Here is a 16235-nt window from a genome sequence, read left to right as displayed (position 1 = left end):
GCGCCCGCGCCCGCCGGTCCGACGCCCGAACAGATCGCCGCCGCGGTCCTGGCCGAAGCCGATTCCGATCCGGCCCTGGCCGGCATCATGTCGCAGCAGGCGCTCGCACCTGCGCCGGCCGGCCCGACGCCCGAGCAGATCGCTGCCGCGGTCCTAGCCGAAGCCGACTCCGATCCGGCCCTGGCCGGCATCATGTCGCAAGCAGCACCCGCGCCCGCCGCGCTGACGCCGGCCCAGCAGGCCGAGCGCCAGGCCGACCTGGACGCGGTCGCGGCGATGGAGCGGCAGCGTGCCGCCGTGCCGCGCGATCTGGCCGCCGAAGACGATGCCGCCGCCGCGCGCGCGGTCAAGCGTCCGCCGATGGCGGTGCCGCCGGAACGCCGCGCCGAAGCCAGCCGCGCCCAGGCCGCCGGCGCGAAGCTGCCGCCGAACCTGCAGGCCTTCATGGCACCGGCCGTGCCGCATGGCTCGGCCATCGCCCCCGAACGCCTGGCCGAGCGCCGCACCCGCTGGCTGCGCCTGCGCTGCGGCGAGCAGGCCTACGCCCTGGAACTGCTGAAGGTGCAGGAAGTGGTGCTGCCGGTGCCGCTGCTGGCCCTGCGCGGCACGCCGCCGGCCATGCTCGGCATCATGAACCTGCGCGGCCAGGTGGTGCCGGTGCTCGACCTCGGCGTGCACCTGGGCGCGGCGCCGATCGAGATGGACATGCAGACCCGGGTGGTGGTGCTGGAAGAGAATGGCGAGACCCTGGGCCTGCGCGTATCGGCCGTGGAAGACGTGGCCAGCCTCAGCGACCAGCAGATCGAGCCGCCGGACAACGCCCGCATCTGCCGCATTTCCAACCATCTGTTCCGCGGCGTGGCGCGGCTGGCGCAGCAGCCGATGATCCTGCTCGACGCCGAGCAACTGCTGCACTGACCCGGGCCGGGGGGCGGCAACTGGGAACGGTGCCGCACTTTCCAACCGCCGCTAAAGCTTTTCAGGCCACGGCCGTTATCTGCCATAGAACCATTGGTGCGGAGCAATGATGAGCACAGTCCCCCTTGGCGAAGATCTCGGTATCGAGACCAGCGCCGACCTGAAACAACGCCTGACCGCGTTCCTTGCGTCGGACGACGTGCTGCGGCTGGACGCCGGCGAAGTCCGCCGCATCCATACCGCATCCGTACAGGTGCTGTGCGCATTCGTCGATGCCCGTCGCAAGGACGGCAAGCGCACCGAATTCGAGGCCTGCAACGCCACCTTTCGCGACGCGGCACGCCTGCTAGGGGTCAGCGAATCGCTGGGCCTTCCTGCAACCCCTGACAATCTGAAATCTGTGGAGAACGCGGCATGAGCGCACGTATCTTGGTAGTGGACGATTCGGCGTCGATGCGCCAGATGGTCTCCTTCGCCCTCACCTCGGCCGGCTTTGCCGTCGAAGAAGCCGAAGACGGCGCGGTCGCGCTGGGCCGCGCCAAGGGCCAGCGCTTCAACGCGGTGGTCACCGACGTCAACATGCCGAACATGGACGGCATCACCCTGATCCGCGAACTGCGGCAGCTGCCGGACTACAAGTTCACCCCGATGCTGATGCTGACCACCGAGTCGGCGGCGGAGAAGAAGTCCGAGGGCAAGGCGGCCGGTGCGACCGGCTGGCTGGTCAAGCCGTTCAATCCCGAACAGCTGATCGCCACCGTCCAGAAAGTCCTGGGCTGATCCCTCCCCTCCTTTTCCGGATTCCCGCCCCATGAGCATGGACCTGCAACGTTTCCACGCCACCTTCTTCGAGGAAAGCCGCGAAGGGCTGGACGCGATGGAAGCCGGATTGCTGTCGCTGGAAGAAGGCAATCGCGACCCCGAGACCATCAACTCGGTGTTCCGCGCCGCGCACTCGATCAAGGGCGGCGCCGCCACCTTCGGTTTCGAGGCGATGGCCGGCCTCACCCACGTGCTGGAGACGCTGCTCGACGAACTGCGCGCCGGCAAGCGCGAAGTCGAAGCGCACGCGATCGACGCCATCCTCGGCTCGGTGGACGTGCTGCGCGCCCTGCTGCGCGAAGCCGAACACGGCGTCCCGGCCGATCCGGCCGCGGTCAAGGCCGTGCACGAGCGCCTGCAGCACGCGTTGAACGGCGGCCCGGCCGCGCCCACCGTCGCCACCCCGGCGGCGAACCAGCCGGCCGAGCCGGAAGCCTGGCAGATCGGCTTCACTCCGGCGCCGTCGCTGTTCATGAGCGGCAACGACCCGCTGCGCATCATCCGCGAACTCGAACACCTCGGTCCGCTACAGGTCGCCTGCCGCAGCACGCGCCTGCCCGGCTTCGCCGAACTCGATCCGCTCGAGGCCTACCTGGCCTGGGACCTGGGCCTGGTCGGCAAGATCCCGCGCAGCGCGATCGAAGACACCTTCGCCTGGGTCATCGACGACTGCGAGCTGGAAATCCGCCCGGTGCCGCCGCCGAGCCTGGCCACCGCGCCGGCGCCGGTGCTGACCGCGCCGCCGACCGCCGCCACCGCCGCCCCGGCCGCCGCCGTGGCCGCGAATGCGCCGGCGGGCAATGCCGCGGCCGCGCACGAAGCGGAAAGCTCGATCCGCGTCAGCGTCGACAAGGTCGACGCGCTGATCAACCTGGTCGGCGAACTGGTCATCACCCAGGCCATGCTCAAGCAGGTTTCCACCGGCCTGGACCAGGCCGTGGCCGAGCGCCTGTTCGCCGGCCTGGACCTGCTCGAACGCAACACCCGCGACCTGCAGGAAGCGGTGATCGGCGTGCGCATGCTGCCGGTGGACGCGGTGTTCCGCCGCTTCCCGCGCCTGGTCCGCGACCTCTCCACCCGCCTCGGCAAGCAGGTGCGCCTGCGCACGATCGGCGAAGGCACCGAGCTGGACAAGGGCCTGATCGAGAAGATCGCCGATCCGCTGGTGCACCTGGTGCGAAACTCGATCGACCACGGCCTGGAACTGCCGGAGGCGCGCCGCGCCGCCGGCAAGGACGAGACCGGCACCATCACCCTGGCGGCCTCGCACCAGGGCGGCCACATCGTCATCGAAGTCAGCGACGACGGCGCCGGCCTCAACCGCAACCGCATCCTGGCCAAGGCCGCCGAACGCGGCATCGCCGTGCCGGACAACCCGAGCGATGCGCAGGTCTGGGACCTGATCTTCGCCCCGGGCTTCTCCACCGCCGACGCGGTCACCGACCTGTCCGGCCGTGGCGTCGGCATGGACGTGGTCCGCCGCAACATCCAGGGCCTGGGCGGCGAAGTGCAGCTGGAAAGCGAATCCGGCCGCGGCACCCGCGTGCTGATCCGCCTGCCGCTGACCCTGGCGATCCTCGACGGCATGACCGTGGCGGTGTCGGGCGAAACCCTGATCCTGCCGCTGGCCTACGTCATCGAGGCGCTGCAGCCCAAGGCCGACGACATCCGCACCATGGCCGGCGAAGGCCGCGTGCTGCGGGTCCGTGGCGAGTACCTGCCGATCCTCTCGCTCAGCGACTCCTACGGCTTCGGCCGCATCGAGCAGAGCGAAGAACCGCTGGTGGTGGTGGTCGAGGCCGACGGGCAGAAGCTGGCGCTGGAAGTGGACGAACTGATCGGCCAGCAACAGGTGGTGGTCAAGAACATCGAGAACAACTACCGGCGCATCAGCGGCATCTCCGGTGCCACCATCCTCGGCGACGGCCGCGTCGCCCTGATCGTGGACATCGGTGGCCTGGTCCGCTCGCTGCGGGTGCAGCAGGCGGCCTGACCGCCCCGTCCTCCGGCGTCACGCCACACATGAGCCCCGGCAGCGATGCCGGGGCTTTTTGTTTGCGGTGCGCGCTGCAGATCGGCGTCTCTGCGTACATCGCCGCCAAAAACGGGGCGACGCGCGCTGCACGCAGATGCCTCCAAGCGGCCCGCCATCCGACCTGCACACTGCAACGCGGCCCTAAAGAAAACGCCATGATTGCCGATGCACATTGAGCGCACAGTTTTTGTCTACATGTGCGTGCCGGTCACACCTGGGGAGGTGGAACCGGCGCTTCAGGGGAGCGATCGGAGGAGCTGCCGGTCGCTGAAGCCGTGCTGCAGCAGCGGGGAAAACGCATCGTGTGCCGTGTTGGCGTGGCTTGAACGCATGTTTCCGCATGCCTCTCGCCTGTTTTACGCACTTCATCACAGATGAAACCAGCATTACGACCGGTTTTCCCTGGTACCGACCACGCCGTGACTCGTCCATTTTCAGGGGGTTCCAACATGACGTCGCTCTTGCAACGCTACAACGTGGGCCGCCGCCTCGGCGGCGCGTTCGGCCTATTGATCCTGCTGTCCTGCCTGCTGGTCGCGGCCGGCCTGCTGTCCATGTCGCGGGCGCGGAACGAGCTGGACCATATCGTCAAGATCAACGTCGAGAAGATCCGCATCAGCAACGGCATGCTCGACGACAACGCCAACATCCTGGTCGCCCTCGGCACCTTGGCAATGGTGAGCAGCGACCAGCTCAACCGGGAAGCACTGGCGGAAATCAAGCAGCATCGCGCGCACTACATGGAGATGCGCAGGCAACTCGATGCGTTCCAGGACACCAGCGAGCGCATCCGCACGCTGCGCGCGGAGATCGATGCGCAACGGGCGGTCGCTGGCAAGCTCAACGATCAGGTGATTGCGCTCGGCGCGGCCAATCGCAACGACGAAGCGCAAGCCCTATTGAACGAAAAGGCGCGACCGGCCACAGCCGCCTGGCAGGCCAAGATTCGGGAAAACGCCGATATCCAGGACGCGCAGATGAAGCAGGCCTATGCCACGGCCACCGAGGCGATGACCGATGGCCGCAACATGCTGCTCGGCGGCGGCCTGGCCGTGCTGATCGTCAGTGGCCTGCTGGCCTGGACCATCACCCGCAGCCTGACCGGACCGCTGAACCAGGCCACCCGCGCCGCCGAAGCCATTGCCGATGGACGCCTGGACAACGACGTGGCCACCGATGCGCGCGACGAACCCGGCCGCCTGCTGGTCGCGATGGGCCGCATGCAGACCCAGTTGCAGCGCTTCTCCAGCGAAACCGCGTTGATGATCGAACTGCATGCCGACAAGGACATGTCCCACCGCATGCCGCAGGACTTCCCGGGCGTGTACGGCGAGCTGAGCAAGGGCATCAACACCATGATGTTCGAGCACCTGGACGCCATCGTCGACGCCATCGGCGTGCTCAACGAATACGCCAACGGCGACCTGCGCCGCGACGCCCGGCGCCTGCCCGGCAGCCGCGCGGTCCTGCACGAGTCGATGGATGCGGCCAAGGCCAGCCTGCTGGCGATCAACACCGAGATCAAGCGTCTGGCCGCCGCGGCGGCGGCCGGCGACTTCAGCGCCCGCGGCGATGCGGCGCACTTCCAGCACGATTTCCGGCTGATGGTGCAGGACCTCAACGCGATGATGGAGGTCAGCGACCACAACCTGGGCAAGCTGTCGGCCTTGCTGCAGTCCATCGCCGCCGGCGACCTCACCGCGCGCATGGAAGGCGAGTTCCACGGCGTGTTCGCCACCATGCGCGACGACGCCAACGCCACCGTCGAACAACTGACCGGCATCGTCGGCCGCATCCAGACCGCGGCGGTCAGCATCAATGCCGCTGCCACCGAAATCGCCGCCGGCAACGACGACCTGTCGCGCCGCACCGAGCAGCAGGCGGCCAGCCTGGAAGAAACCGCTGCGTCGATGGAGGAGCTGACCTCCACCGTCAAGCAGAACGCCGAGCACGCGCGCCAGGCCAACCAGTTGGCAGCAGGTGCCGCCTCGGTGGCCTCGCAAGGCGGCAGCGTGGTCGGCCAGGTGGTCGAAACCATGAGCGGCATCGAGGCCTCGTCGAAGAAGATCGCCGACATCATCGGCGTGATCGACGGCATCGCCTTCCAGACCAATATCCTGGCCTTGAACGCGGCGGTGGAAGCGGCGCGTGCCGGCGAACAAGGTCGCGGCTTCGCGGTGGTCGCCAGCGAGGTGCGGACCCTGGCCCAGCGTTCCTCGAATGCGGCCAAGGAGATCAAGAGCTTGATCGACGACTCGGTGGACCAGGTGGCCAATGGCTCGACCCTGGTACGCCAGGCCGGCGAGACCATGGCCGAGATCGTGGCCTCGGTACAGCGCGTCACCGACATCATGGGCGAGATCTCGGCGGCCTCGCAGGAGCAGGCGTCGGGGATCGAGCAGGTCAACCAGACCGTCACCCAGATGGACGAGACCACCCAGCAGAATGCCGCCCTGGTGGAAGAGGCCACCGCCGCCGCACGCTCGATGGAGGAACAGGCCACGCAGTTGCAGGATGCGGTGTCCGTGTTCAAGTTGGATACCCTGCCGGCGATCGCATCGATCGCGGTCGCGTCGACGGCCCGCCCCGCCCCACGCAGCGTGCCGTCTGCTCCGCCACGCAAGCCGCGGCCGGCGCCGCAGTCCGTTGCGCTTGCCCAGGCGGCCAGCAGCGACTGGCAGGAGTTCTGAGTCCTCCTCCCAGTCGCCTCGATGCGCGGCCGTGCACCGCACGGCCGCTCGATAGGCGACGCCGCGATGTCGGTACGGGGCAGCCAGGCTGGCTGGCGCCCGCATCGTCTCCATCGACGCGGCGTACGGCAACCACTGCCGGCACGACCGTACTGAGGCGCTCAAGAATCTCCTGCTTCTGTCGATACCAAATCGAGCGCACGCTTTTTGTCTACACCGGTGCGTGCCGACACGGCCTGGGGAGGTCCGTCGGCGCTTCAGAGGGATCGCTCGGTGCATGCGCCGATCGCTGAAGTCGCAAAACCGAACGGGGAAACCGCAGCCCTGACGACTGTTCCTTTTCGCGCCTGCCTTCGGCACGCGCGCAGCTTCGACTTGCCGTTCCTTGGTCCGTTTCGTCAGCTTGCCTACACCCGGGATCTCCGGCGCGCCACAACACGCGTCGTTCCTTCATTCGTACACGGGGGGCCACCATGCATGCGGTCTTGCGACACCGAAGACGCATCCACCGAGCGATCGACCGACGCCGTCGGCGATTACAGGCGGAACTCGGGCATGCCAACGCCATGGTCACCGTCGCGAGTGCGGCGCTTTCGCACGACCCGCCTGTCGCGTCGCCCGTCATCACGCCATGTGACTGGCGCCGCCTAGAGCGCAGGCCGTCCGCGTCAGCCCACGTCCACCGCCGACGTCGCACCCCTGCGCGCCGAGCAGCCTTTTCGCCCCTTGGAGATGTGAAATGACCCGCCTTCTGCAACGCTACAACGTCGGTGTCCGCCTGTCGGCGGCCTTCGGCGTGCTGATTCTTCTTTCGGTGGTCCTGGTGATCATCGGGCTGTCCGGCATGGCCGAGGCGCGCAAGCACCTGGACATGATCGTGCTGGACCGCATGGCGAAGATCGAGTTCAGCAACCAGATGCTCGACGCCAACTCCTCCGTGCTGGTTGCGCTGAGCACCTATACCACCTCCACCAACGCGACGATGCGGCAAGAGGCGCTGGAGACCTTCAATCGGCAGCGCGAGCGCTACGCCGAAGCCCGCGCCAAGATGGACAAGCTGTCCAGCACCGCCGGCGGCCGCGTCATCCGCGCCGAGATGGACGCCAAGCGCGCCGCTGCGAAACAGATCAACGACGCCATCGTCGCGCTGGGCGAAAAGGGCGAGAATGCCCAGGCGCTGGAGATGCTCAATCGCGAAGCGCTGCCGGCGACCCTGGCGTGGCAGAGCAAGATCCGCGAGTTCGCCGATCGGCAGAAGTCGCAGGCCGCCGAAGGCTATCAGGCGGCGCTGGACGCGATGCACCGTGGCCGCATGCTTCTGATCGGCGGTACCGTGCTGGCCCTGGTACTCAGCGTCTTGCTGGCGCTGGTCATCACCCGCAGCCTGACCGCACCGCTGGGCCTGGCCACCCGCACCGCCGAGGCCATCGCCAATGGCGACATGCACAATGCCGTGCGCACCGAGGCCCGCGACGAAACCGGCCGCTTGTTGAACGCCATGGGCCGCATGCAGCAGCAGCTGCAGGCCGTGTTGGCCGCGCAGGCCGATATGGCCCAGCGCCACGATGCCGGCCAGATCAGCTACCGCATGGACGAGAGCGTCTTCCCCGGCGACTACGGGCGCATGGTCCGCGACAGCAATGCCCTGGCCGCCGCGCACATCGCGGTGACCGAGCGCCTGGCGCAGATCATGGGCCGCTATGCCATCGGCGACCTGTCCGAGGACATGGACCGCCTGCCCGGCGAGAAAGCCCGCCTCAGCGAGACGATGGACACGGTCAAGCACAACCTGACCGCGATGAACAGCGAGATCAAGCACCTGGCCGGTGCGGCGGCCGCCGGCGACTTCAGCGTGCGTGGCGACGCCGCGCGCTTCCAGTACGACTTCCGCCTGATGGTCGACAGCCTCAATCAGCTGATGGCCACCGCCGACGGCAACCTGCAGGCGCTGTCGTCGCTGCTGCAGTCGATCGCCGCCGGCGACCTGACCGTGCGCATGCACGGCCAGTTCCAGGGCGTGTTCGCCACCATGCGCGACGATGCCAACGCCACCACCGAACAACTGGCGGCCATCGTCGCGCGCATCCAGACTGCCGCGGTCAGCATCAACGCCGCCGCCAGCGAGATCGCCACCGGCAACGACGATCTGTCGCGCCGCACCGAGCAGCAGGCGGCCAGCCTGGAAGAAACCGCCGCGTCGATGGAAGAGCTGACCTCCACGGTCAAGCAGAACGCCGAACACGCCCGCCAGGCCAACCAGCTCGCCACTGGCGCCGCGTCGGTCGCCTCGCAGGGTGGCACGGTGGTCGGTCAGGTGGTCGAGACCATGAGCGGCATCGAGGCCTCCTCGCGCAAGATCGCCGACATCATCAGCGTCATCGACGGCATCGCGTTCCAGACCAACATCCTGGCGCTCAACGCGGCGGTGGAAGCGGCGCGTGCCGGCGAGCAGGGCCGCGGCTTCGCCGTGGTGGCCAGCGAAGTGCGCACCCTCGCCCAGCGCTCGTCGAATGCGGCCAAGGAGATCAAGGACCTGATCGACGACTCGGTCGGCCGCGTCGCCACCGGGTCGGCCCTGGTCGACCAGGCCGGCAAGACCATGCAGGAGATCGTGGCCTCGGTGCAGCGCGTCACCGACATCATGGGCGAGATCTCCGCCGCCTCGCAGGAACAGTCGGCCGGCATCGAGCAGGTCAACCAGACCGTGATGCAGATGGACGAGGCCACCCAGCAGAACGCCGCCCTGGTGGAAGAAGCCACCGCCGCCGCGCGTTCGATGGAAGACCAGGCCGGCCAGCTGAGCCAGGCCGTGGCCCTGTTCAAGATCGACCAGCAGGCACCGACGGCACCGCGCCGCGCCGCGCCGCCAGCCGCGCTCGCCAGCGTCGGCGCCAAGCGACCGGCCAAGATGCCTGCACCACCAGCGGTCGCACGCCGGCCGGTGGCCGTTGCTGCAGCCAAGACCACAGACGTGGTTGCGGGCGGTGGCGACTGGCAGGAGTTCTGATCGCGCTTCACCGCGCATCCCACTGACACGGGTAACGAAGCCCGGGGGCGCCAGCTCCCGGGCTCTTTTTTTGAGTCATTCCACACGGCTGGAGGCGAATCGACGGGCGTGGCGCCCGGAAAAGCGCGACGCCTATCCCTGTCGGAGTGAAGCCAACGTGAAGCGAATCTAAATCCGCACCATCCCGCCTTAAAGAACAGAGTGCGCACGCCGATACGGGGGTAGCGCACACAAATTGTCTACAAATTTGAACAAGAGTTGCCACAAAACAACCAAAGCAAGACAAGCCAAATCGTAAAGGAAGTCTAAATCGTCAATGCCTATTGAAAAGACAAGAACTATCAACTGAGCTTTTCGACTTGCAACAGAAACAGATAGGGCACCGCCCAGCGCCTCCGCGGACATCGACTCAGGCAAGGGGGTACGCCATCCCCAACGCTTCACCTTTCCACCAGGACTCCGACGATGACGCTCAAGAATCTCAGTCTCTCCGCCAGGCTCGCGCTCAGCTTTGCCGTAATCGTGCTGATCACGGTGGTCATCGGCTCGATCAGCCTGAGCAGCCTGTCTTCGCTCAACAGCGCCGCCGACATGAACGACCATACCTACAAGGTGATGGCCACCGGCGACATGATGGAAATCGATGCCCTCAACGTCGAGACCGGCTCGCGTGGCTATCTGCTGGCGGGCGAGCAGCAGCATCTGCAACCGTTCACCACGGGCGTCGCCGAATTCGAAAAGAACTTCGCCGAGGCCAAGCGCCTGACCGCGGACAATCCACGCCAGCAGGCGCGGCTGGAGAAGGTGCACGCGGCGTTCGATGACCTGGTCGGCATCGAGAAGCAGATCATCGCGCTGCGCGCCCAATCCGACGACCCGGCAAAGATCACCGCGGCGTTCAGCCAGGCCCGCGACCGCAAGGCGATGCAGGAGATCCGCGGCCTGCTGGGCGACTTCAGCAACGAGGAGCGCGGCCTGCTGGCCAAGCGCACCGAGACCCTGACCGCCGTGCGCGCGCAGAACAAGTGGGCGGTGCTGCTGGGCAACCTGCTGGTGATCGTGGCCGCGGTCGGCATGGCGATCGTGATCCGCCGCCAGTTGCTCAAGCGCCTGGGCACCGCGATCGGCGTGGCCGACGCCATCGCCCGCGGCAAGCTCGACAATGCGATCGACCTGCGCAGCAAGGACGAGGCCGGCGTGCTGCTGCTGAGCATGGACAAGATGCAGAGCCAGTTGCAGGCGGTGCTCGCCGCGCAGGCGGAGATGGCCCAGCGCCATGACGCCGGCCAGATCAGCTACCGCATGGACGAAACCGTGTTCCCGGGCGACTACGGGCGCATGGTCCGCGACAGCAACGCGCTGGCCGCCTCGCACATCGCGGTCAAACTGCGCCTGGCGCAGATCATGGGCCGTTACGCGATCGGCGACCTGTCCGAGGACATGGACCGCCTGCCCGGCGAAAAGGCCGTGCTCACCGAAACCATGGACACGGTCAAGCACAACCTGACCGCGATGAACAGCGAGATCAAGCACCTGGCCGGCGCGGCCGCCGCAGGCGACTTCAGCGTGCGTGGCGATACCGAGCGCTTCCAGTACGACTTCCGCCTGATGGTCGAGAGCCTCAACCAGTTGATGGCCACCGCCGACGGCAACCTGCAGGCGTTGTCGGCACTGCTGCAGTCCATCGCCGCCGGCGACCTGACCGCGCGCATGCACGGCCAGTTCCAGGGCGTGTTCGCCACCATGCGCGACGATGCCAACGCCACCGCCGAACAGCTCGCGGCGATCGTCGCGCGGATCCAGACCGCGGCAGTCAGCATCAACGGCGCCGCCAGCGAGATCGCCGCCGGCAACGACGATCTGTCGCGCCGGACCGAACAACAGGCCGCCAGCCTCGAAGAAACCGCCGCGTCGATGGAGGAACTGACCTCCACCGTCAAGCAGAACGCCGAGCACGCCCGCCAGGCCAACCAGCTCGCCACCGGTGCAGCCACGGTTGCCTCGCAGGGCGGCGCGGTGGTCGGCCAGGTGGTCGAGACCATGAGCGGGATCGAGGCGTCCTCGAAGAAGATCGCCGACATCATCAGCGTCATCGACGGCATCGCCTTCCAGACCAACATCCTGGCCTTGAATGCGGCGGTGGAAGCGGCGCGTGCCGGCGAACAGGGCCGTGGCTTCGCCGTGGTCGCCAGCGAAGTGCGCACCCTCGCCCAGCGCTCGGCCAACGCGGCCAAGGAGATCAAGGGTCTGATCGACGACTCCGTCGGCCGTGTCGCCCAGGGCTCGGCGCTGGTCGACCAGGCGGGCAAGACCATGCAGGAGATCGTGACCTCGGTGCAGCGCGTCACCGACATCATGGGCGAGATCGCCGCCGCCTCGCAGGAACAGTCCGCCGGCATCGAGCAGGTCAACCAGACCGTCACCCAGATGGACGAAACCACCCAGCAGAACGCCGCGCTGGTGGAAGAAGCCACCGCCGCCGCACGTTCGATGGAAGAACAGGCCGGCCAACTGAGCCAGGCCGTGGCGGTGTTCAAGATCGAGGCGAGCAGCGCCCCGCTCGGCCATCCGGCTGTCGCCAGCGCACCGAGCCGCCCGGCCGCCCGGTCGGCGGCCAAGCCGGTGGCCAAGCCCGCCGCCCGCCCGGTCCGGCAATCGGCCCGGCCGGTCGCGGTCACGGCGGGCGACGACAGCTGGCAGGAGTTCTGAGCACGCGCGGTCGCCGCCGGTCCGCGTCGACGGCCCCGGGAGCGATCGCTCCCGGGGCTTTTTCGTTGTCATCGTCCTGTCGGCCGCCGAGCCGCCTTGGTCGTGCGGCTCGGCGCCGCGCCCGACGCTCGACATGCCTTGATCGGGGAACGATCGCGATGCGGTGCCGTCCAACGCGACCGACAGAGCATCCGGTTCCGGCCGCATGGCCGGTGCCGGGGCGCGTGTGGCGTTGCACCACAAACACGCCCTACATTTCTGGGACGCCGTGCCGATAACCGGAAGGTCGCGCACGTCTCCGCTCCGGTCTGCTGTGCCCGCAGGCAACAGGCTCCGGTCCACGACAGCGCGATCTTTCCCTCCTCTCCATCGAGACGACCGCGATGTCCACGACGTCCTCCACTCGCCCGAGCAGTGTCGCCACCCGCCTGATGCTCGGCGTGGCCGCGATCGCCCTGCTGTGCTTCGGCATTACCGCCGCCATCATCTACGCCCGCAGCAGTTCCGCCCTGCTCGCCTCCGCCAAGGTCGGCATGACCGACACCGCGCGCCTGGAATCGGAGCGCATCGGCAACACCATCGGCGCCTCCGCGGTCTCCAACCAGGCGCTGGCCAATGCCCTGCTCGCCCAGCGCGGCCACGACAAGGCCCGCGAGTTGTTCAGCGACAGCCTGCGCCGCGAACTGCAGCAGCATCCGGACTGGACCGGCATGGGCACGCTATGGGAACCGCAGGCGCTGGACGGCAAGGACGCGGACTACGTCAACAGCGCAGGCCATGACGCCAGCGGCCGCTACATGGTGTACTGGTCCTGGCAGAACGGGAAACTGGTGCGCGATCCGCTGCGCGACTACGACGTGGCCGGCGCCGGCGACTGGTATCTGAATCCGCGCAAGCTGCTGCGGCCGACCGTCGCCGAACCCTACGATTACGAGATCGCCGGCAAGAAGGTGCTGATGACCACGGTCAGCACGCCGATCCTGGAAGACGGCAAGTTCCTGGGCGTGGTCACCACCGATTTCGGCCTGGCCACGCTGCAGCAGCGCGTCGCCAAGCTGCGCCCGCTCGGTGCCGGCCGCGTGCGCCTGCTCTCGCCGGGCGGCGCCATCGTCGCCGACCGCGATCCGGCACTGGTCGGCAAGAAGCTGCAGGATCCGGCCACCCGCGCCTTGCTGGCCGAGATCGCCCAGGGCAAGACCGTCGGCCGCAACACCGTCGATCCGCAGACCGGCGCCACCGACGTGGAAGTGTATGTGCCGCTGCAGATCGGCCAGGCCCAGGAGCGCTTCGCGCTGGGCGTGGCGGTGCCGAAGGCGGTGCTGATGGCGCAGGCGCGCAGCCTGCTGTGGACCATCGTGGCGGTCGGCCTGTGCGCCGCGCTGCTGCTCAGCGGCGGACTCTACCTGCTGCTGCGGCGGCTGGTGGTCAAGCCGCTGGCCAGTGCGGTGGAAGTCTCCAGCGCGGTCGCCGCCGGCCGCCTGGACAGCCGCATCCAGTATCCGCGCAACGACGAATTGGGGCAGCTGCTGGGATCGCTGCAACGCATGCAGCAGCAGCTGCGCGCGGTACTCGACGCGCAGAAGGAGATGGCCCAGCGCCACGACGCCGGCGAGATCAGCTACCGCATGGACGAAGCGGCCTTCCCCGGCGACTACGGGCGCATGGTCCACGACAGCAACGCCCTGGCCGCCTCGCATATCGCGGTCAAGATGCGCCTGGCGCAGATCATGGGCCGCTACGCCATCGGCGACCTGTCCGAGGACATGGATCGGCTGCCCGGCGAAAAGGCGGTGCTGACCGAAACCATGGACACGGTCAAGCGCAACCTCACCGCGATGAACACCGAGATCAAGCACCTGGCCGGCGCCGCCGCCGCCGGCGACTTCAGCGTGCGTGGCGACGCCGAGCGCTTCCAGTACGACTTCCGCCTGATGGTCGAGAGCCTCAATCAGTTGATGGCCACCGCCGATGGCAACCTGCAGGCGCTGTCCACGCTGTTGAAAGCAATCGCCGCCGGCGATCTGACCGCGCGCATGCACGGCCAGTTCCAGGGCGTGTTCGCCACCATGCGCGACGACGCCAATGCCACCACCGAACAGCTGGCCGCCATCGTCGCGCGCATCCAGACCGCCGCGGTCAGCATCAACGGCGCCGCGGCCGAGATCGCCGCCGGCAACGACGATCTGTCGCGCCGCACCGAACAGCAGGCGGCCAGCCTGGAAGAGACCGCTGCGTCGATGGAAGAGCTGACCTCCACGGTCAAGCAGAACGCCGAGCACGCCCGCCAGGCCAACCAGCTCGCCACCGGTGCAGCCACGGTCGCCTCGCAGGGCGGCGCGGTGGTCGGCCAGGTGGTCGAGACCATGAGTGGGATCGAGGCCTCGTCGAAGAAGATCGCCGACATCATCAGCGTGATCGACGGCATCGCCTTCCAGACCAACATCCTCGCCTTGAACGCGGCCGTGGAAGCGGCGCGTGCCGGCGAACAGGGCCGCGGCTTCGCCGTGGTCGCCAGCGAAGTGCGAACCCTCGCCCAGCGCTCTGCCAATGCCGCCAAGGAGATCAAGGGCCTGATCGACGACTCGGTCGGCCGTGTCGCACAAGGTTCCGCCCTGGTCGAACAGGCCGGCACCACCATGCAGGAGATCGTCGCCTCGGTGCAGCGCGTCACCGACATCATGGGCGAGATCTCGGCCGCCTCGCAGGAGCAGTCCGCCGGCATCGAGCAGGTCAACCAGACCATCACCCAGATGGACGAGGCCACCCAGCAGAACGCCGCGCTGGTCGAGGAAGCCACCGCCGCGGCGCGTTCGATGGAAGACCAGGCCGGCCAGCTCAACCAGGCCGTGGCCCTGTTCAAGCTGGACACCAGCGCCGCGGTGGCGAGCGCCGCGCCGGCGCCTGTGCGCCGCCCTGCTCCGCCTGCTCCGGCCGCCCCGGCAGCAACGCCGCGGCGACCGGCAGCGGCCCCGCTGCGGGCGGTCCCGCGCGCGACCGCGTCGACCGACGACGGGCAGTGGCAGGAGTTCTGAGCCGCTGCAGCGCCCCGCTGCCACCGCGAGGCGCGCTGTGCGTCTCGCGGTGCGGCTGCCGGGCAGCGGGTGACGACGTCCCACAGAGCGCTTAGCGCGTCACGCTCGTAAAGAAAGTGTATTCAGGGTCGATATAGAAAGCGGAACTGCCATGCCATGGGCACCGCGACGCGCGCCCCGGCGCCGGCCGCACTGCGCCCGGATCCACGGTTCCGACCGAACCGCCACGGGAGCCGCCATGAAGCGACGCGTTATCGCCACCTGTCTGACCTTGTGCGGCCTCGCCAGCCTCGCAGGCCATGTCCATGCCGAGGCCGAGCCGATCGCCACCGATCGCCCGGACTTCGTCGAATCCAGCCTCACCGTCGGCGACCGCCGCCTGCAGGTGGAAACCAGCGTGGCCTGGGAACGCGACGGCGATGTCGACGGCTATGCCACGCCCACCCTGTTCCGCTACGGCATCGGCCCGACCTGGGAACTGCGCCTGGAGACCGACGGCTGGCAGACCATCGACGTCCCCGTCGGCGGCGACGTCTCCGGCTTCTCCGACATCTCGCTGGGCCTCAAGCACCACCTGGCCAGCGAGATCGGCGGCGCCTCGCTGGCCTGGCTGCTGCACGTGGACCTGCCCAGCGGCGCGCGCAACGTACGCGGCAGCGGTGCACGCCCCTCGTTCCGCCTGGTGGCCGAATGGGAACTCAGCGACAGCGTGTCCCTGGGCATGATGCCGGGCGTGATCCGCGACGAAGGCGACGGCGGACATCGCTACACCGCCGGCATCTTCGGCGTGGTGCTGGGCAAGGCCTGGAACGACCGCACCCGCTCGTTCGTGGAGCTGGCCCTGCCGCAGATCGCGCATGCCGACGACGGCGGCACCATCGCCCTGCTCGACATCGGCTCGGCCTGGCTGCTCACCCAGGACGTGCAGCTGGACGTGGTGTACAGCCGCGGCCTCAACGACCGTTCGCCGGACCACGCGCTCGGCGCGGGCCTGTCCTTCCGTTTCTGATCGGGCCACACCG

9 protein-coding genes are annotated in these 16235 nt (G+C 68.2%); all 9 read left to right on the top strand.

Annotation, left to right across the window (positions count from 1 at the left end; all coding sequences use genetic code 11):
• Positions 1 to 918, top strand: a 918-nt coding sequence (locus SLW52_RS19270) for a chemotaxis protein CheW (protein WP_320744255.1), incomplete at its 5' end; no start/stop codon positions are given.
• A 109-nt stretch (positions 919 to 1027) separates the two neighbouring features.
• Complete coding sequence (locus SLW52_RS19265; RefSeq protein ID WP_010341777.1) at positions 1028 to 1336, top strand: STAS domain-containing protein; 309 nt, start codon at positions 1028 to 1030, stop codon at positions 1334 to 1336.
• On the top strand, positions 1333 to 1698 hold the full coding sequence (locus SLW52_RS19260) for a response regulator (RefSeq protein WP_010341778.1): 366 nt from the start codon (positions 1333 to 1335) through the stop codon (positions 1696 to 1698). Before SLW52_RS19265 ends, SLW52_RS19260 begins: the two co-directional genes overlap by 4 nt.
• Before the next feature lie 31 nt (positions 1699 to 1729).
• Positions 1730 to 3733 carry a chemotaxis protein CheA gene (locus tag SLW52_RS19255; protein WP_148827701.1) on the top strand — a complete coding sequence of 668 codons (2004 nt, stop codon included), beginning with the start codon at positions 1730 to 1732 and terminating at the stop codon, positions 3731 to 3733.
• Between the two features lie 491 nt (positions 3734 to 4224).
• Positions 4225 to 6465, top strand: coding sequence for a methyl-accepting chemotaxis protein (locus SLW52_RS19250; RefSeq protein WP_320740901.1), 2241 nt, complete (start codon positions 4225 to 4227; stop codon positions 6463 to 6465).
• Positions 6466 to 7204: 739 nt separating this feature from the next.
• Positions 7205 to 9472, top strand: coding sequence for a methyl-accepting chemotaxis protein (locus SLW52_RS19245; protein ID WP_320740902.1), 2268 nt, complete (start codon positions 7205 to 7207; stop codon positions 9470 to 9472).
• 465 nt (positions 9473 to 9937) lie between these two features.
• On the top strand, positions 9938 to 12181 hold the full coding sequence (locus tag SLW52_RS19240) for a methyl-accepting chemotaxis protein (protein WP_320740903.1): 2244 nt from the start codon (positions 9938 to 9940) through the stop codon (positions 12179 to 12181).
• A 383-nt stretch (positions 12182 to 12564) separates the two neighbouring features.
• Positions 12565 to 15213: a methyl-accepting chemotaxis protein gene (locus SLW52_RS19235; protein ID WP_152180600.1), complete on the top strand. Its 2649-nt coding sequence runs from the start codon at positions 12565 to 12567 to the stop codon at positions 15211 to 15213.
• 238 nt (positions 15214 to 15451) lie between these two features.
• Positions 15452 to 16222 carry a transporter gene (locus SLW52_RS19230; RefSeq protein WP_017913687.1) on the top strand — a complete coding sequence of 257 codons (771 nt, stop codon included), beginning with the start codon at positions 15452 to 15454 and terminating at the stop codon, positions 16220 to 16222.
• The last annotated feature ends 13 nt before the right edge of the window (positions 16223 to 16235 follow it).

The sequence above is a fragment of the Xanthomonas sp. LF02-5 genome, from assembly GCF_034105325.1.
GTDB lineage: Bacteria > Pseudomonadota > Gammaproteobacteria > Xanthomonadales > Xanthomonadaceae > Xanthomonas_A > Xanthomonas_A sontii.
The sequence above is the reverse complement of the archived record's forward strand: the minus strand, read 5'-3'. Positions and strand labels throughout refer to the sequence as shown.